The sequence below is a fragment of the Arcobacter sp. 15-2 genome, assembly GCF_047159865.1.
In the GTDB taxonomy this organism is placed as follows: Bacteria; Campylobacterota; Campylobacteria; order Campylobacterales; family Arcobacteraceae; genus JAIOSF01.
This window is the reverse complement of record NZ_AP038804.1, coordinates 1,340,408-1,358,776: the sequence shown is the minus strand read 5'-3', so window position 1 is coordinate 1,358,776 and position 18,369 is coordinate 1,340,408. Positions and strand designations below refer to the sequence as shown.

Annotated in this window: 18 protein-coding genes; 10 read left to right on the top strand and 8 right to left on the bottom strand. The window is 28.7% G+C overall.

What is annotated here, in order from left to right; translation table 11 throughout:
* Positions 1-2: 2 nt before the first annotated feature.
* From ACMCMH_RS07245 to ACMCMH_RS07235, 3 genes are all read right to left on the bottom strand, one after another.
* Positions 3-1,202: a c-type cytochrome gene (locus ACMCMH_RS07245; protein WP_412724095.1), complete on the bottom strand. Its 1,200-nt coding sequence runs from the start codon at positions 1,200-1,202 to the stop codon at positions 3-5.
* On the bottom strand, positions 1,174-2,505 hold the full coding sequence (gene soxC, locus ACMCMH_RS07240; RefSeq protein WP_412728012.1) for a sulfite dehydrogenase: 1,332 nt from the start codon (positions 2,503-2,505) through the stop codon (positions 1,174-1,176). Before soxC ends, ACMCMH_RS07245 begins: the two co-directional genes overlap by 29 nt.
* Before the next feature lie 296 nt (positions 2,506-2,801).
* The gene (locus ACMCMH_RS07235) at positions 2,802-3,836 is read right to left on the bottom strand and encodes an HD-GYP domain-containing protein (protein WP_412724093.1); all 1,035 of its coding nucleotides are present in this window, start codon (positions 3,834-3,836) and stop codon (positions 2,802-2,804) included.
* An 86-nt stretch (positions 3,837-3,922) separates the two neighbouring features.
* Here ACMCMH_RS07235 and ACMCMH_RS07230 point away from each other — a divergent pair, with 86 nt between their 5' ends.
* The 3 genes from ACMCMH_RS07230 to ACMCMH_RS07220 all read left to right on the top strand — a co-directional run bounded on the left by ACMCMH_RS07230 (position 3,923) and on the right by ACMCMH_RS07220 (position 6,239).
* Positions 3,923-4,360 carry an MOSC domain-containing protein gene (locus tag ACMCMH_RS07230; protein WP_412724091.1) on the top strand — a complete coding sequence of 146 codons (438 nt, stop codon included), beginning with the start codon at positions 3,923-3,925 and terminating at the stop codon, positions 4,358-4,360.
* 34 nt (positions 4,361-4,394) lie between these two features.
* Complete coding sequence (locus ACMCMH_RS07225) at positions 4,395-5,603, top strand: molybdopterin molybdotransferase MoeA (RefSeq protein ID WP_412724089.1); 1,209 nt, start codon at positions 4,395-4,397, stop codon at positions 5,601-5,603.
* 78 nt (positions 5,604-5,681) lie between these two features.
* Complete coding sequence (locus ACMCMH_RS07220) at positions 5,682-6,239, top strand: YqiA/YcfP family alpha/beta fold hydrolase (RefSeq protein ID WP_412724087.1); 558 nt, start codon at positions 5,682-5,684, stop codon at positions 6,237-6,239.
* Here ACMCMH_RS07220 and ACMCMH_RS07215 read toward each other — a convergent pair.
* From ACMCMH_RS07215 to glmS, 4 genes are read right to left on the bottom strand one after another with little or no spacing between them, the layout of a single operon-like run.
* The gene (locus ACMCMH_RS07215) at positions 6,229-7,806 is read right to left on the bottom strand and encodes an AMP-binding protein (RefSeq protein WP_412724085.1); all 1,578 of its coding nucleotides are present in this window, start codon (positions 7,804-7,806) and stop codon (positions 6,229-6,231) included. The two genes, ACMCMH_RS07220 and ACMCMH_RS07215, sit on opposite strands and share 11 nt — an antisense overlap.
* Positions 7,807-7,816: 10 nt before the next feature.
* Positions 7,817-8,998 (bottom strand): glutamate mutase L, encoded by a 1,182-nt coding sequence (locus tag ACMCMH_RS07210; RefSeq protein WP_412724083.1) that lies wholly within the window; start codon positions 8,996-8,998, stop codon positions 7,817-7,819.
* Positions 8,998-10,362 carry a methylaspartate mutase gene (locus tag ACMCMH_RS07205; protein ID WP_412724081.1) on the bottom strand — a complete coding sequence of 455 codons (1,365 nt, stop codon included), beginning with the start codon at positions 10,360-10,362 and terminating at the stop codon, positions 8,998-9,000. The genes ACMCMH_RS07210 and ACMCMH_RS07205 overlap by 1 nt, the downstream gene beginning before the upstream one ends.
* Positions 10,363-10,779: a methylaspartate mutase subunit S gene (gene glmS / locus ACMCMH_RS07200; RefSeq protein WP_412724079.1), complete on the bottom strand. Its 417-nt coding sequence runs from the start codon at positions 10,777-10,779 to the stop codon at positions 10,363-10,365. It abuts the gene before it with no gap.
* 244 nt (positions 10,780-11,023) lie between these two features.
* On the opposite strand from glmS, the gene ACMCMH_RS07195 reads away from it, so the two are divergent.
* From ACMCMH_RS07195 to truA, 7 genes are all read left to right on the top strand, one after another.
* Complete coding sequence (locus ACMCMH_RS07195; RefSeq protein ID WP_412724077.1) at positions 11,024-12,193, top strand: Opr family porin; 1,170 nt, start codon at positions 11,024-11,026, stop codon at positions 12,191-12,193.
* Positions 12,194-12,439: 246 nt separating this feature from the next.
* Entirely contained in the window at positions 12,440-12,919 is a 480-nt protein-coding gene (gene rraA / locus ACMCMH_RS07190) for a ribonuclease E activity regulator RraA (protein ID WP_412724075.1), read from the top strand.
* A gap of 58 nt (positions 12,920-12,977) precedes the next feature.
* Positions 12,978-14,192, top strand: a complete 1,215-nt coding sequence (gene coaBC / locus ACMCMH_RS07185; RefSeq protein ID WP_412724073.1) for a bifunctional phosphopantothenoylcysteine decarboxylase/phosphopantothenate--cysteine ligase CoaBC — start codon at positions 12,978-12,980, stop codon at positions 14,190-14,192.
* A 31-nt stretch (positions 14,193-14,223) separates the two neighbouring features.
* Entirely contained in the window at positions 14,224-14,871 is a 648-nt protein-coding gene (locus ACMCMH_RS07180; RefSeq protein ID WP_412728011.1) for a di-trans,poly-cis-decaprenylcistransferase, read from the top strand.
* A complete protein-coding gene (locus tag ACMCMH_RS07175; RefSeq protein WP_412724071.1) occupies positions 14,861-15,655 on the top strand; it encodes a prepilin peptidase in 795 nt (264 codons plus the stop codon). The genes ACMCMH_RS07180 and ACMCMH_RS07175 overlap by 11 nt, the downstream gene beginning before the upstream one ends.
* Positions 15,652-16,668 (top strand): LptF/LptG family permease, encoded by a 1,017-nt coding sequence (locus ACMCMH_RS07170; RefSeq protein ID WP_412724068.1) that lies wholly within the window; start codon positions 15,652-15,654, stop codon positions 16,666-16,668. Before ACMCMH_RS07175 ends, ACMCMH_RS07170 begins: the two co-directional genes overlap by 4 nt.
* A gap of 10 nt (positions 16,669-16,678) precedes the next feature.
* The gene (gene truA, locus ACMCMH_RS07165) at positions 16,679-17,413 is read left to right on the top strand and encodes a tRNA pseudouridine(38-40) synthase TruA (RefSeq protein WP_412724066.1); all 735 of its coding nucleotides are present in this window, start codon (positions 16,679-16,681) and stop codon (positions 17,411-17,413) included.
* Here the strand turns inward: truA and hemC are convergent.
* Positions 17,408-18,367: a hydroxymethylbilane synthase gene (gene hemC / locus ACMCMH_RS07160; RefSeq protein WP_412724064.1), complete on the bottom strand. Its 960-nt coding sequence runs from the start codon at positions 18,365-18,367 to the stop codon at positions 17,408-17,410. The two genes, truA and hemC, sit on opposite strands and share 6 nt — an antisense overlap.
* Between the last annotated feature and the right edge of the window lie 2 nt (positions 18,368-18,369).

The following is an 18,369-nucleotide window of genomic DNA, read 5'->3' as shown; positions in this document are numbered from 1 at the left end:
CTTTATTTACTTGCGTTGATCATATAATCAACAATCTTTTTCATCTCATCATCTGATAAATCCATATTACCACCTTTTGGAGGCATTGCATTTATACCATTGATAGCATTATGATATACTTTATCTAATCCTTTAGATACAACTTCAGACCAGATATCTTTATTTCCTACAACTGGTGCACCTATTGCATCATTTGCATGACAAGCACTACATGACTGTTCATATCCTGCTTGACCAGCTGATATAGTTTCTTTTTCAACTATTTCGGGAAGCTCTCTTTTTGTTGAAGCTGGTGGATTGAAATTATTCAATTCATTTTTAATTCTTAGTAATGGTACTTCACCTTTAATACAATCAGTCATACATCTTGTACCTATACCATAGTTTTTAGGATTACCTAAAAATTCTCTCATGTTTTCAACACCTTGTTTTGGATTTTCTGGTGTATCTACATTTGGATAAAAACCATTTTCATTAGGCATTTTAATCTTCATAAATTGTTCTTTATTCATAAGGAACTCTTCATCCATCTCTTCTCCATCAACTAAAACACCATTCTCCATTAGTAAATAAGCAGCTATTGCATATGTTTCACTATTTGTTAATGTTTTAGGATGAGTAAAAGGCATAGAGTCTTGTATGTACCAAAATAAAGTACTAGCATAAGGCCAATAACTACCTATTCTTTTTGATGGTGGCGTTTCATTAGGAACTTCATCTGCTGGGTTTTGAAGTTGATTAGATAATGATTTGATATCCCCACCTGATAAAGCAGGATAACCACCAACTCCACCTGAACCAAAATCACCATGACACATTACACATTGTGAATCATAAAGTTCATTTCCAAACTCGACAGTCCCTTGTGCAATTATTTTTTCACCATTTTCGTCAAGAGCTGGTTTCCCATGTTTCATATCATAAAGTGGTAATCCTGTACCATCTGGTCTAACATCTTTATCCCATGCTGCAATTTCTGTTGGAGTAGGAACTCTTCCTTTATTATATTTTTCAATATTTTGAGTATTTACATGATAAGCTGTATATTTACCATCTTGTATTTCATACTTCACTCCACCGTCTACTGCTTTTGTTGTAACAGAATCATTTCCTGCGAAACAACCTGAAAATAAAAACATTGAAGCACCTAAACTAAGTCCAATAAATGTATTTCTAAGCGTGATGTTTTCGAATGTGAACATTATAAACTTCTCCTTTTCCTGTTACTTCCCATGTTACATTGGCATTTCTATGATAAACAGATTCAACACCAACAGCAGAAGTTTCTTGATCAATTGTAGGTTGCACATTATCAATATCATCCACAGCACGGCTTGATAATAATAAAGGTTTACCATCCCATTTCATAATATAAGAAAATCTTGTCCATGACTTTGGTAAAACTAAACCTTTTAGGCTTGCTTCAATCCAATTATCACCACCATCTAATGTTATATCAACATGTTTGATAGTTCCATGCCCAGACCATGCTAATCCTTCTATTTCAACTAAATCACCTTTTTTAAGATCTGTCCATGGTTTTTCAGGACAAGGTGATGTTATTACAGAATTTACTTCATTTACCCAGAAATATCGTATTGCTTTTCCAGATTTCTGAAGCATTGTATATTTAGAAGTTTCCTCTTTAGAATGCCATGGTTTATCAGAAAATTCTAGTCTTTTTAACCACTTAGTATTTAAGTTTCCTTCCCATCCTGGAACAACTAATCGTACAGGATAACCTTGTTCTGGTCTTAATGCTTCACCATTTTGACCCCAAACAATCATAATATCATCAAGTGCTTTTTCTACAGGAATTGTCCGTGGATTTCCAGCATTGTCACTTCCTTCAGCTAGCATCCAAACAGCATCATCTTCAAGCCCAATATCATCTAAAATTGTTTTTAACAATACTCCTGTCCATTCTGCAGAACTCATCATACCTTTTAAAAACTGTAAATTATTATATTGAGGTGCTCTCCAATCAGTAGAACCATTTGCAGGACACTCTATAAAATATGTTCTAGTCACACTTGGATATCTTTTCAGTTGATCTAAGGTAAGAACAATATCTTTTTTCACTTTTCCATGAATCATTAATCGAAATTGTTCAGGATCTACATGTGCAGTCCCACCATGATCTCGTGTGAAAAAGAGTCCATTAGGTGTAATAATTCCTTCTGATTCATGTATTAGACACATAGAAACAGTTGCGTATTCATCCCCTGAAGATAACAATGGATCATTTCTTCTTACATTATTATGCTCATACGGTGAGGGTACTCCATAAGGAAATTTTGTTACCTTATCCCCTAATTTTGTTCCCCATTCTACTTCGTTGATAATTGCTGTATCATCACTAGCTATTGCTTTTGCTGGTGATAAAACACTTGATGTAGCAACTAGGCCAGCTGAATATACAGCTGTTTTTTTAAAGAAATCTCTTCTTGATGTTGGTTTAACATTATTTGAAAAAGATTCTATATCTTTAGAATTTTTGCTCATTTTGCCCATTTGTTCTCCTTCTAAATTTTGGTAAATATACCAAGGTAATCAAATTATAACCTAATAAACTTTTAATAGTCAAATAATTTGGTTGAGTATAAATAGAGTTAAATTACAATTAATAATTATAATTATAAGTTAAAAATATATAATATACTGATTACCCAAATATCAATCATTTAATCCTTATTTTGTGTCAATTCATGAAAAATTTCTTTTCATTTAATGAATTTAATATATTAACTAAATTGAGTAAAATAGTTACAGTTATTTTACACTAAGTATTTCGTTTTACTCTAATTCAAAAACAATTTCACTTCTTCTAGGAGTACCATATCTAACTTATTCGCTTGTGCTTCTTTTTCCAATATCATTATTGCTTCTTTGCCACTGTATTGATCTCTATATGTTCTATTTTGTAACAGTATAGAGTATTTATGGAGTATAGATATTAATCTGTCTTTTAAGCTCAACTCTTTTGCTAAAAGTTTTGATGGATATCCTGTTCCATCAATTGTTTCCTGATGTCTTGATGCCCATTTTGATATATCATCAAAGCCATAAACAGATGATAAGGCATTTTTATTATAATAAATATTAGATTTTATTATTTCAAACTCAGTAAAAGTTAATTTTCCTTTTTTGGTTAAAAGTTCTTTCTCTATTGCAAGTTTACCAAAATCGGTCATACTAGCAGCTATTAAAAATGTATATGTGTCTTTATATTCAAATTGGAAATACTCACATGCTTTTTTACAATTATTCAAAAAAACTTCTGTATTTTCGTATAGATTACCAAACATACTAGTGATTTTTAATAAATTTGGAAATGGTAATACAACAGTAAAATCATAAAGATTTTTATAGATAAACTGTATCATAGCATCTGCATTTTGACAATCTAACCAAAACGATAGAGGTTGAGTTATTTCAGTGAATACATTGATAATGTTTTTGTCTATATTTGCCTCTTGTATTGAATTGACCAATTTAGAACGATCTATTATTGATATATTTCCAAAATCGTATTTTTCTTCTAATTGATGAACAAATGTCACTAACTTTGATAATTTATTTTTTTCATTATTTATATTTAGTAGTTCCATTTTTTCATTGTCTATATAATTATGAAATAAACTGTATGCACATAAATCAAACATCTCTTTTGGTTCGTAGTCTAGTTTATTTGCCATTTGTAAAGAGATAAATGCCACCCGCAATGAATGATTTTTTGTTAAATTTTTTTCTCTTATCTCTCTTGCATCTAAAATATCTTTGGTTGCTAATAAAAAGTTATTTATATTAAAATTCATCTCTTTTTTTTTATTCATACATATTCCTCATATTATTTTCTTAATTGCTCTTATGTTATCATATTGGAAATATATTTTATATAAATACAGTAAAAAGGGATAGTTTGAAAATAGTAGGAAAAATACAAAAATTATTTATTTCTCAAAAGAAAACAAAAACAAGAGTTTCCAAATCAAATATTTTTGTTGATTTTCAAGGGATACAAGAAGATAAATTTTACAATAAAAATATAGATCGTTCTATTTTATTATCATCAATTTACGCTTATGAGTTAATGAACAAACAAAAAATAAATGCCACACATGGAGAACTTGGTGAAAATATATTGGTCGATTTTAACCCCTATGATTTAGAAAAAGGAACACAACTATTGATTGGTGATGTTATTTTAGAGATTACAATTGAATGTACCATTTGCAATGGACTAAACAAGATAGATGATAAAGTCCCTCAATTACTGAAAAACAGTCGTGGAATCTTTGCAAGAGTTGTTCAGGGTGGAACGATACAAATTAATGATACAATTCAAATAACCAATTAAAGACCATTTATGTAAGGATTTGATATCATATTTTATGAAAAAATTTATAACTTACAATCAATCTCTTGAAATATTAAATTCGATTAATATTTCAAATTTATCAACCCAAAAGATTTTTGTTGCAGATACTCTCAATAGAATCTTAGCACAAGATATAGTAGCGCAAGAAAACTCTCCAGCTTTTAAAACATCTGGAATGGATGGCTACGCTATTAAGCATGAAGATTTACAACTTGGTAAAATAGAGATTATTGATAAAAATCCTGCAGGTACAGTTGTAGAATCATCTGTATCAAATGGAACAACAATCAAAACTTTTACAGGTTCTTTAATGCCAGAAGGTAGTGATACATTAATTCCTATAGAGAATGTTACCGTTGAAGGTGAGTTTATTATCATAACTAAAGAAGTTCCAAAAAACTTCGCAGTTCGAAATGTAGGTGAAAACTATCAGAAAAATGAACTTCTTATTCCAAAAGGCACATTAATCGATTTTGCTCAAATCGGAGTGATGGCTAGTTTAAATATTGTTCAAGTTGAAGTATATGTTAAACCAACAATTGCCATTGCAAGTACAGGAAGTGAGATACTTGATGTAGGAGAACTACAGACTAATGATGCTCAAATAAGAAGCTCAAATCATCTTACACTAGAAGCAATTGCTAAAAAAAATGGTGCAAATGTATTACAAATGGGTGTAGTAAAAGATGATAAAGAATCTATAATAAGTCTGCTAAAACAATCACTTTTAAAATCAGATATCGTAGTTACTACTGGTGGTGTGAGTGTTGGGGATTATGATTTTGTAAAAGATGTCATTAAAGATGAATTGGAGTGTGAAGTACTCTTTCAAGGTGTTTTAATCAAACCAGGACAACATATACTTTTTGCAAAAAAAGGTGAAAAATTTATCATTGGACTTCCTGGTTTTGCATACTCTAGCACTGTTACATTTATATTGTATATATTACCTTTACTTTTTAAATTTAAAGGATCTATAGAATCTCTTAATATAGTAGAGGCCATTATAGATGAAAACTTTGGTAAAAAAGGTAATAAAACTAACTTTACAGCTTGTAATGTTAGTTTTAAAGATGGCTCATATCATATAAATTTTGAAGGTAAAAAACATGGTACAAGTGCAATACTAACTAATATGCTTGGAAATCCAGGATTATTAATACAAGAAGAAAGTAGTAATAACTTAACTAAAGGAGATAGAGTTAAAGTTATTTTACTTTAGCTTTTTAATTATATAGAATCAATATAATTTTATATAATTATGCTATTTTAAGTGTATATTATAGATTAAGGATTATATTTGATTCTCTACATACATGGATTTCGGACTACCAAAAATTCTCATACTTCAAAAATATTAAAAAAACAGTTCAAAGATAAAATTATACTTGCACAACATCCTATCAAACCAAAAAATGCAATAAGTTATCTTGAAAAAGTGATAAAAGAAAAAAAAATTACTTCAATTATTGCAAGTTCTTTGGGTGGTTTTTATGCAACATATCTTTCCACTAAATATAATTTAAAAACAATCCTTATTAATCCCTCTGTCAATCCTTATAAAACAACTAAAGTATATCTTGGGCAAAATACTACTCAAGATGGAACAACTTTTAAATGGAAGAAAAAACATCTTAAACAACTTGAAAAATTTAAAATAAAACCAAAAAAATTAAATCACAAGAATTTTTATATTTTATTACAAAAAGCTGACAGCGTGTTAAATTATAAAATAGCTAACAAACGATATAAAAAAGGAAAAATTCTCATAGAGAAAAAAGGTAGCCATAGATTTGAGAATCTAGACAGACACTTTAAAAGTATCTGTTCATTTATAGGAGAAGATATTAAGAGTTAACTCTTAGTATCTCATCTTTTAAGACTTTTTTATCTATTTTAGTATTGTCTTTTGACTGCATTGGCATATTAGATTTAAATACAATTGTTGTAGGTACCATATATGTTGGAAGATGTTTTTTTATTTCAAAAATAATTTCATTTTTAGGTAGTTCACTTTGACTACTATAAACTAAAACAATCTCTTCTTCAATCTTTTCATTTTCTATTCCAAAGACAGCACACTCTTTAATCTCTGTAATATTATTTAATACAACTGTTTCTATCTCTAAAGGGCTTATTCTATATCCACTTGTCTTAATCATATCATCATGACGACTCACAAAAAAGATATACCCCTCTTCATCTTTATAGACATAATCGCCAGTTGCAACAACTACCTCATCAATTAGTCCATTTCCAAGGTCTATAACATTTTCTAAAATCTTAATACTTTTAAAACTATTATCTGTGTCTTCTTTAGAGTTCCAAAACCCCTTATATATTCCAGCTCCACGATGGATAAGCTGACCTACTTCTCTTGGTTTACATTCATAACCCTCTTCATTGATTACATATAAATCAACATCTGGAATTGCTTTACCAATGGAATTTGGTCTAATTTTTAGTTGACTTGGAGCCAGATATGCAGATCTGAAAGCTTCTGTATGACCACTCATAGAATAAAATTTTGCATTTGTAAAATATGTTTCTATTTGTTCAATCATAGAAGATGTAACATTTCCACCTGATGATGTAATTACTCTTACATTTTCTAATTGAGCAGGACTTGGTAATCTATGACTATCTTCATCAAACATCATTGTAAAGTTTATAGGCATTGCGGCTAATATTGTAATTTTATCTTTTAATATATGTGAAAAAAAGTCACTCGGTGTAAAAAAGCTATGAATACTAAAAGTAGCTCTTGCATAAAAAGATGTAAATAATTGATTTAATCCATAGTCAAAACTAAAAGATAAAATTCCTGATAAAACATCATCTTCTTCTATATGAAGATAGTTATTAACTACTCTTGCACTATCTATAAGATTTTTATGCGATATTACAACCCCTTTTGGAAAACCACTAGAAGCAAAACTATATGTAATAACTGCATTGTTATGACCTTTTATAGCACAACTATATTCACTTGTATAACATTTATAAATCTCTTCAAATGAAACTAACTCACTATCACATGTTTCAATTGTAATAATTTTTCTATTATATGAAGTTTCTTTTAAAGTTTTTAACTTTTGTTCATCTGTAATCATACAAGATATATCACAATCATTAATAATATGTTCAACTTGTTCTGACTTTAATAATTTTGTAATAGGCACTAAAACATAATCAGTAGAAAGAATTGCTAAGATAGATAAGGCATTTTGTATATTCTTATTTGCATATACCCCTATTCTACTCCCTTTTTTTAGATTTAAAGTATTTATATAATGTGCTAATTTATTTACTTTTTCTAGAACTTCAGGATATGTTAACTTTTCAACTTTATCAATTAAAGCTATTTTATTAGGTGTTTTTAGTGCTGCTATTTCAACTAAATTTCTTATACTATTTATAGACATATCTAACTCCTTATTTATTCATACCTAGAGTCCAGATAGAATAGTCTCTATCTACTACTAGTGTTGGTGTTGTATCATAATTTAAAAGTTTTTTATAAAAAAATGAAAGAATATCTTCCATCTCAACATCGTCTAAAACTTTTGTAATACCACCTGTTAATACTACTGAATTTAGTGTATCAAGTTTAATATTTAAATACGATTTATGATGGTGTGAAATTTTATATAATACCAAGAAAATTGAAAGTTGCATTAATAACTTTGTTGATTTTTCACTCACTTCATCAAGCATATTTTCTGTTGTATTTAAATGTGCAAGTAACTCATATACAAATTCATTGTTTTTTGCAGTATGTACTAAACTTTCTCTTGACTTATAAACACCTAGTTTTTTAAATACTAATCTATCATACTCATTATTTGTAATAATATTGTCATCTACTAAATCTTTACTGTAATGGATGTCTGTTGTAGCCCCTCCAATATCAATTACTATAAATGGATCAGCAACATCCAGTTTTGTATGGATTAAAGGTAATGATTTATTTACAATATAAGGTGTTGAAAATATTTGATTTGATGTAAGTTCATATAATCTTTTGATATCTTCTTTACCCATGATATCTGCTTGATATAGATTTGTAAGGTATTCTTTTAAGTCATCTTCTACCATTTTTAATTTATTGTCAATGATATTTGGTAGAAGCACAATATTTGGGATATTTTGTGTTAAAAAATCATGTTGTGTTACACTACCTACATATACTATATTTGAATAGTTTAATTTAGAAAGATAATCTATTAAAACTTGATCATATACTTTTTCTACACTATCGATTGCACCAACAACTATAACAACATCTAACATCTCAGATGGAATTGGATATGTATCAATTTGAGAATATACTACAGTTTCAATAATATTAATACCTGAATTATAAGCAATATTTGAAGCGTATTTTAAAGAAAAAGACTCTGTAAGTCCAATAATAAGTGTACTTAATCCACCATTAGCTGAACTACATATTTGAATATCTGCTTTGTCACAATTGTTAAGTTCATCACCGCACTTCAACACTAAATCATCATAAATATTTTTATCGAAATTTCTAAAGTGGTGAGATATTTTATTTTCAGTAGCTACTTTAAAATATGTACTACCCACATCTATTAACATTTTTGAATTACTCATTATAACATCACTCCAATATCATGAATTATTTGATTTACAACAGAATCTGGATTTGCGCCTAAGTCTATTTTTGATTGTTCATATTTGAAACTTTTATCAGAGATAGGAAGTTTTCCTTTTTTATAGATTCTAATATTACTTTGTTTATCTCTTACAGTTATAAGTTCATTGTTATTTATAATGTGAGGAGAAAAAGGTACATCAATGATTCCATTTTTAATAGAGTTAAATACTTTTCTCCATAATGTGTCTGCTTTATCATTAAAAATTGCTTCGAAAATTTCATTTACTTGATTCGTAAGATTCTCTTCCTCTTCTTCATCTACAAAAGCAGGAATTCCTTGTAACATATCTAAAGTATATTGCACATTTGCAACAGCTTGAGCATTGTCTTCTTTTGTAGGAATACCAAATGCTTCAGCTCTAGTTTTTGTGATGATTTTGTCTGCCCCTACCATTTTAGCAATCATAGCCCCAGCATCAATTAATGAATCTGATTTAAACTTATCTCGTGGGAAAGCACCCATCCATTGATGATATACTAAATTTATAGTTGCATCAGTCACACCAATTTTATGTGCATATTTAGTTGCAAGTTTTCTTAATACTTTTGATGTTACTAAATCTTGATTTAAAGAACCAGTTTGTGCGAAACTTACAGAAAATGACTTTACACCCTCTTCTAAAGATAACATCATCTCTGCAATTTGAATAACTATAGTAATACATGGTGGTACCAATGTAGCAGTTAATGGTCCAAATGATTCTCTGTTGATTGGTTCATTTATAGTTGAGTATTTTGCACATACTCTTTCAACATGTTTCCAATACAAAAATGCTTTATCTTGTGGGAAGTTTTTAGAGTAAGGTAAAATATATGTGATTGGTCCACCCTCTATTTCAAATACACCTGAAGCTATTGCTAACTCAATTAAAAGTCTAGCATCTGGTGTACCATGTCTTAAACTTACAGGTGTATCAAAATGAGTTACCATTTTTCTTGTTGTTCTATAACCATGATTAATAAGAGGATAACCATTTAAAAGATCTGTTTCTGTTTCTTCTGATAAACGAAGCATCTTAGCAGCACTACCATAATCGTTAAGTCTAGTATGAGAATCAATTGTCATAGGTAAAACATTAACTACAGGAGCAAATTGTTCATATAAAGAATACATTTTATCATATGTAGGAAATCCACCACGAGGTTGTACTAATGTTTTCCCTTTATTATTTTTAAAAGCATGTGAAATAAAAAGATTTTTACTTGCATTTTTTACAAACTCTTCAACTTCAGCAAAATCAAAGTTATCTACATATTCATTTGAAAGGATAATATCTCTATCTCGTTGTAATAAACTCATCTATTTAACCTTTCCAAATTTCTTTTCTACAAAGTCATTTAAAGTATCAAGACCTTCCATTAAATCTTTTTGATGAAAAACAAGATCAAAACCATACTCTTTAAACTGCGGTACAATTTGGCTTTCAGTTCCTTCTCCAACACTTAAGTTCCCACCAATAACAAATACAACATCATCTAACTTGTATTTATCTTTTAGCACTAATAAATCTCTACACCAACCTTCTGCTTCACCATTTAATGATGAAATTAAAAGAACTTTTGAATCTGTTTCTATTACTGCATCAATAAATTCTTCTAAGTAAGTATTTACACCTAAATTAAATACTTCATAACCTCTACTTTGTAAGGAGATATCAATGAGTCTATTTGCAACCACATGGATATCATTACCTACTACGCCTATTACAACTTTCATATTTCCTCTTACATATTTGAATTCTTTATTGATTTAATTATAACTTAATCAAGTTAATAAAAAGATTTAAGTTAAATATTACAGCGTATTGTATACTAAATATACAATAATTCTGTATACAAAAATCTTATTATCTTATATACTACGACTATTAGTTTAAATAAATTAAAAATTCATACTTTCTTTAAGGTAGGATTGATAATCATTATTATAAACTTCCATAATTATCAAAAAGGATTTATATATGAAAAAATTATACATAAGTACAGTTGCAGCGTCATTGTTAACTACAGGAGCTCTTGCAGATAGTTCATCTATTAAAGATGCATTTGCAAATGGTAAAGTAAGTGGAGACATCTCTATATATACAGAAAGCGTTGACTTAAATAATGGAGACAAAGATACAGGATTTACAAATAGCTCTATTGGAATTCAGTATGAAACTGATTCATTTAATGGATTTAAAGCTGCTATTGGTGGAAGAACAAACCATAAATTTTCAGAAAAAAATGATGGTGATTATATCAACAGTTATACAGAAGATAAAGATAATGATTCTGAAGCTGTATTAAGTACAGCAAATATTTCATACACATCTGACTATGGAACAATTATTGCAGGTAGACAAGAGATAGATTTAGAATGGATTGGTGATTTTCACGAAGCAGTTGTAGCTGAAATTACAGCTATTCCGGATACAACTGTTGTAGTTGGTCATACTACAAGATTTATGGAAGCTAATGCTGATACTAATTTAGGAAAAATGGCAGATATCGGTGATAGTGGTGCTACTGTAATTGATGTTAAATATGAAGGTATTGAAAATGTAGTTATCAACCCTTATTTTATAAATGCTAGTATGAACGATGGTGACTTAACGGATGGAGTAGAAAATGGTAGTGATGATGACTTTAGTGCTTACGGTTTAAAAGCTACAGCTTCTGTTTCAAATATAGACTTAACAGCTCATTATGCGGCTACAAGCGAAGATGATTCGGCAACTGAAGATGGTTCTATTGCACATCTTGAAGTGGGAACAACTATTTCAAATATATCTTTAGCTGCTGGTTATATTACTACAGATAAAGATGGAGGGATTGGTTCAATTTCTACATTAGGTGATAATATTGATCCTTCTGAAGAACTAGGAGATTACATTTATGGAACTAATTCTGACACTTTTTATGTAAATGTTGGGGCAGAAGTTTCTATCGTTGCATTAGGTGCACAATATGCACAATCTGAATATGATGATGGAGCTTCTAAAAATGAAGAAGCTTCAGAAATACTTTTAACAGCAGATATAGCAATTACGGATGAATTATCATTTGGTGCATTTTACTCTTCTGTAGATGCTGAAGATAGTGATGATGATCAAGATAAACTAGCAGCAATGCTTACATACTCTTTCTAGTCAAAAATTAAAAAAGAAGATTTAAAAATCTTCTTTTTGATTCAATCAACATTGAACTTAGACTCAATAAAACTTCTATTTTATTTCGTGTGAGTTTTGTGTGCAACAAACAACTTTTTACTAAAATTCCGAAATTTAATAAACTGTATTCTTTCCTTTCCATACAAGGCTCATAAAATTTTATATAAAAATTTTTATTTAATAAAAAGTATTGTAGCATATGATATTTTTAAATAAGGCTTTGATATGAAATCATACACAGCAGATATCTGCGATACACACCCAAATGAAGTACAAGTTCTCAATCCAAAATACCACTCTTACGGAGGTGTTTCAATGTGTCAAGGAGAGATACAAACAATAAAACTTTTTGAAGATAATAAAGCTTTAGTTGAGTTATTACGAGATACAAATGGTCATGGTAAGATTTGTGTAGTTGATGTAGTAGGAGAATATTGTGCAGTTGTAGGAGAAACATTGATGAACTACGCTCATAAAAATAATTGGAAAGCAATTATTATAAATGGTTTTGTAAGAGATACTCATCAAACAACACAAATACCTGTAGGACTTTGGGCAAAAGGTACTTTCCCTTTTAAAAGCCAAAAAAAACATGATGCCATTATAAATAAAACTTTAGAATTCGAAAATGTTACTTTTTCTGTAGGTGACTATCTATATGCTGATAACGATGGTATCATCGTAAGTAAACAAAAATTCGAATAAATATCTAATATAAAATTAGTTATAATCTTAGTTATTATAAAACAATTTGGAATCAATCATGCAACTTTTAAACAATAAAAATATTCTTGTAGGTGTTACAGGAAGTATTGCTATATATAAAACATTAGAACTAGTAAGGCTTTATATCAAAGCAGGTGCAAATGTTAAAATCGTTATGACTAAAAGTGCAAAAAAATTTATTACCCCTTTAACATTCGAAACTATTTCACAAACAAATATCATAGATGATGAAAATGAAAATTGGTCAAAAAATAGTATTGATAATCATATAGCTATAGGAAAATGGGCTGATATATTTATTATAGCTCCCCTTTCTGTGAATACTTTAAATAAATTAGCGAATGGTATAGCAGATAATATACTAAGCCAAATAGTCTTAGCATATACAAATAGTATATTGGTATCACCAGCAGCAAATACACAGATGATCTATAATCCCATAACTCAGTCCAATATACAAAAACTAAAATTGTATAACTTTAAATTTATAAAAACTCAATCAAAAGAGTTGGCATGTAGAGATATAGGAGATGGAGCAATGGCTGATTATGAAGATATTTTTCATGCAACTATACGAGAGCTTTATAGTGAAGAGTATTGGAATAATAGAAAAGTAGTTTTAACAGGTGGAGGAACTATAGAAAAAATTGATGACATTAGATACATAAGTAACTTTAGTAGTGGTAAAATGGCTGCAAGTTTAGCGACAGCTTTGTATTATAAAGGAGCTGATGTATCTTTAATTACTACAAAAGACTCTACTATACCAAAACAAATAAAAACTATTTTAGTACAAAGTACTCAGGAGATGTATAACTTCACAAAACAAGAGTTAGAAGCTTCAAATAGAAAAAAACCATATTTTTTTAGTGTAGCTGCTGTAAGTGATTATATTCCTAAGTCTAGTAAAAATGGAAAAATTAAAAAAGAAGAAGTTGGGGTTAGTTGGGATTTATCATTGAAAAGAAATATTGATATTTTAGAAAAAATTGATAAAAAAAGTTTATATTCTGTAGGTTTTAAAGCGGAAACAGATATAAATTCTGCACATAAAAATGCAACTAGTATGTTAAATAAAAAAAGACTAGATGCTGTTTGTTTAAATATAATAAGCGATAAAAACAATTTTGGTTCAGATACAAATGAAATAGAATTTATCACTGCAAATCAGTCTACAATGATTCAAAAAGATACAAAAATAAATGTTGCATTATCAATTGTAAATAACTTAAAAGAACAATTTAGTGAATAATACAAATATACCCTCACACATCGCCATTATTATGGATGGAAATGGTCGTTGGGCTAAAGAGCAAGGATTAAGAAGAACAGCAGGTCATGAAGAGGGAGCAAAAACTGTACGAAAGGTTACTGAACATTGTGCAAAGATAGGAATAAAATACTTAACACTTTATGCCTTTAGCACAGAAAACTGGTCTCGACCTAAATTAGAGGTAGAATTTTTAATGAAACTTTTAGAGAAATACTTTATAAGTGAGTTGCCAGTTTATCTTCAGAATAATATACGATTTAAGGCAATTGGTGATCTAAGTAAATTTTCAAAAAAACTTCAAGAGATCATAAAAAAGACTGAAAAAGAAACTGAAAAATGCACAGGATTGACTCAAATCTTAGCACTTAACTATGGAAGTCGTAATGAGATAACAAGAGCACTAAAAAAATTAACTCTTAACAACCTAGAGATCAATGAGCATAATATTCAAAATTGCCTAGACACTGCTACAATACCTGATGTTGATCTTCTCATAAGAACAAGTGGTGAAGTAAGGGTATCTAACTATCTGTTATGGCAAATTGCTTATGCTGAAATGTTCTTTACCAAAACATACTGGCCAGAATTTACAACACATGAACTCGATGATATTTTATCAGATTATAAAAAAAGAGAAAGGCGATTTGGTGGAATATAGTATTTTTATTATTTTCTTAATAGGTTTAATATTAGGAAGCTTCTTAAATATGCTTATTTATCGATTACCTTTAAATATTCCACTTATGAATCCTAAAAGATCTACTTGTACTGTATGTACTCATACTATAAAATGGTATGAGAATATTCCTGTTTTATCATATATCTTATTAAAAGGAAAATGTTCAAATTGTCATACTAAAATATCTCTTATGTATCCAATTGTAGAATTAATTTCTGCTTTTATTACTACTGTACTTTATATTAAAATAGGACTTTCAGTAGAGTTTTATTTTCTTGTTTTTATCTTTTATACTCTTATAGTATTATCTTTTATTGATTTTAAGTACAAAGCAGTACCTGATTATTTATTAGTTTTGGTAGTTTGCAGTTCACTTATTTATATCTATATTTATAAAATACAAAATATTGAAACATTTTTTATATTTGCTGGTGGAATATTTATGATTGACTTATTTGTTACTTTTTATGTACAAAATATTAAAGCATATTTTTTAAAAGATGATACTTTAAAAATGCAAAAGGCATTGGGAGAAGGAGATATACCTATTATTGCTCTTATTGGAGGAATCTTAGGTTTGCAATTTGGATTAATTGCTATATTTTTATCAGCTATTTTAGCTATAATTCCATCAATTATAAATATAATATTAAACAAAGAGATAGAAACACCTTTTATACCATATTTATCATTAGCACTTTTTATAGTATACATTAATCAAACTAGTATAACATTATTACTAAAAGGACTTCATCTCTTATGAAATTATTAAAAAAATATTTACTTATTAATTTTTCACAAACTTTTTTTCCGATATTTTTAACATTATATTCCATCACTTCTATTATATTTTTAGTTAAAATAGCATCTCTTACTTCAATAATACAAATAAACTTTTTCGAACTTTTAGAACTCTATTTATATTCAGTTCCGACCATATTGTTTTATACTTTACCTATTTCTATATTTGTATCTTTATCTTTAACATTAAGTAAACTTTCAAGTGAATATGAACTTATTGTAATAACTAGCTTTGGGTTAAATCCAATTAAAATATTAAAGATCTTTTTACCTACATTAATTTTATCTAGTGTTGTACTATTAATATTATCTTTAGCTTTAATTCCAAAAGCAGATTATATGAAAGATAGCTTTTTAAAAATGAAAAAAACAGAAGCCCAACTTAATATAAAAGTAAGTGAATATGGACAAGCATTTGGGAAATGGCTTATTTATGTAGATAGTAAAGAAAAAGAAACATACAATGATATTGTATTATTCCAACAAGCACCAGAAGAAGGTACTTTTATTATATCAAAACATGCAAATATGAAAAACCAAGGTGCAACATTAAGTTTAAATCTTGATGAAGGAAAAGTTCTTAAAATTACAGATAATATCAATCAAATAGATTTCCAAAAAATGATCATCAACAACAATATTAAACAATCATCAAATATAAACACACTGGATGATTTAATTTTTTACTGGAAAGATATGTTTAATGACTATTCCAAAGCATCCGATTTTATATTTTATGTATTAGCATCATTCTACTCTATAATATCAATGCTTTTTGCAATATATATTGGATATTATAATCCACGGTATCAAAAAAATAATGCAACATTAATTACAATGAGTTTAACTACTGTTTTTTTTGTTATCACCCTGAATTTAAATGACACTGGATTTGCATCTTTATTTTATATTCCTATAATTTGGATACTTTTAAGTATCTATATTTATTATAATAAAATCAAACCTTACTATTAAAAGATTAGCAATGAAAATAAAACTCACTATTGCTTACGATGGAACAAACTATAATGGCTCGCAGATACAACCAAGTTTACCTACAATTCAATCTCAATTAATGGAAGCATTCCAACGCATTAATATTCAAACATCTTTTGACTTTAGTGGTAGAACTGATAAGGGTGTACATGCATTTAGACAAATTGTATCTTGTAACATTCCCGAGTATTGGAATGACTTAAAAAGACTTACCAATGTGTTAAATAAGCAACTCCCTCATACAATACAAATTCGAAATATACAAAAAGTTGATAAAAACTTTCATGCAAGATTCAGTGCTACAAAAAGGGAATATCGATATCTTATTACGGAGAAAAAACTTTCTGTTTTCAATAGTAATTATATGAGTCACTATAATAATATTGATGAAGAAAAAATAAAAGAAGCAATTTCATATTTTATAGGAATTCATGATTTTGAGTTTTTTAGTAAAAAAGGGAGTGATCCCGTTTCAACAGTTAGAGAAATTTACAATATTCGATTTTATAAATATAAAGATATCTATGTTTTAAATTTTCAAGCAAACTCTTATTTGAGAAGTCAAATCAGAATGATAGTTGATTTTATTATGAAAATATCTAGTGGGAAATTAACTATTAAACAGTTACAAGAGCAGTTAAATAAGAAGAAGCTAATATCATGGACATTAGCTCCTGCAAATGGACTGTATTTGAGTAAAATACTTTATAAAGAAACCTTATAATCTTTCAGGCATTTCATCTTTAAATGCAATTTTTTCAGCATTTTTGAGAATATCTAAAGCACCTTTTTCGATCATTTTTTCTGCTAGATTTAAACCTAAATTTTCATAAGATTCTATTGATGTAGTAATAGAATCTTGAAGTATATTTGTACCGTTTGGATAACCAATCATAGTCTGTAAAGTAATAGTATCTCCACTAATTGTAGCATTACAAGCAACAGGGGCAGAACATCCTGCTCCAATCTTTGCAATAAAATCTCGTTCACATTTTGTACAAATGAATGTATTCTCATCATTTACACTCATTGCTATATTCTTTAATTTAGTACTCCCAGAAACAATTTCTAAACCTAAAGCTGCCTGACCCATAGGTGGGATCATTCTATCCAATGGCAGTTTTTGGGTAAAAGGGATCTCTTTTAATAAATCAAGTCTTGACAACCCAATCCAAGCTAAAATTATTGCATCATATTGACCCTCTTCTAATTTCCGCAATCGAGTATTTACATTTCCTCTTAAGTCCTTAATTTTTAAATCAGGTCTTTGTTTTAATAGTTGCATTCGTCTTCGTAAACTTGTAGTTCCAACTATTGCTCCTTTTGGTAAGCTTTCCAAAGATTCATATTTGTGAGATAAAAACACATCACTTTGGTCTTCTCTTTTTGTAATAGCTACAAGCTCTAGTCCATCTGGAATATAAGTAGGAACATCTTTTAAACTATGCACAGCCAAATCCGCATTTCCTGCTAACATCTCATCTTCAAGTTCTTTGGTAAAGTGACCTTTTCCTCCTACTAAAGCAAGTGGTTTATCTAAAATCTTATCACCTTTACTCACTATTTTATTTAATTTAACAGTAACATTTGGGAATGATGATTCTATTCTATCTTTAATATGATATGCCTGCCATAATGCTAATTCACTTGCTCTTGTTGCTATAATTATTGTTTCCATTT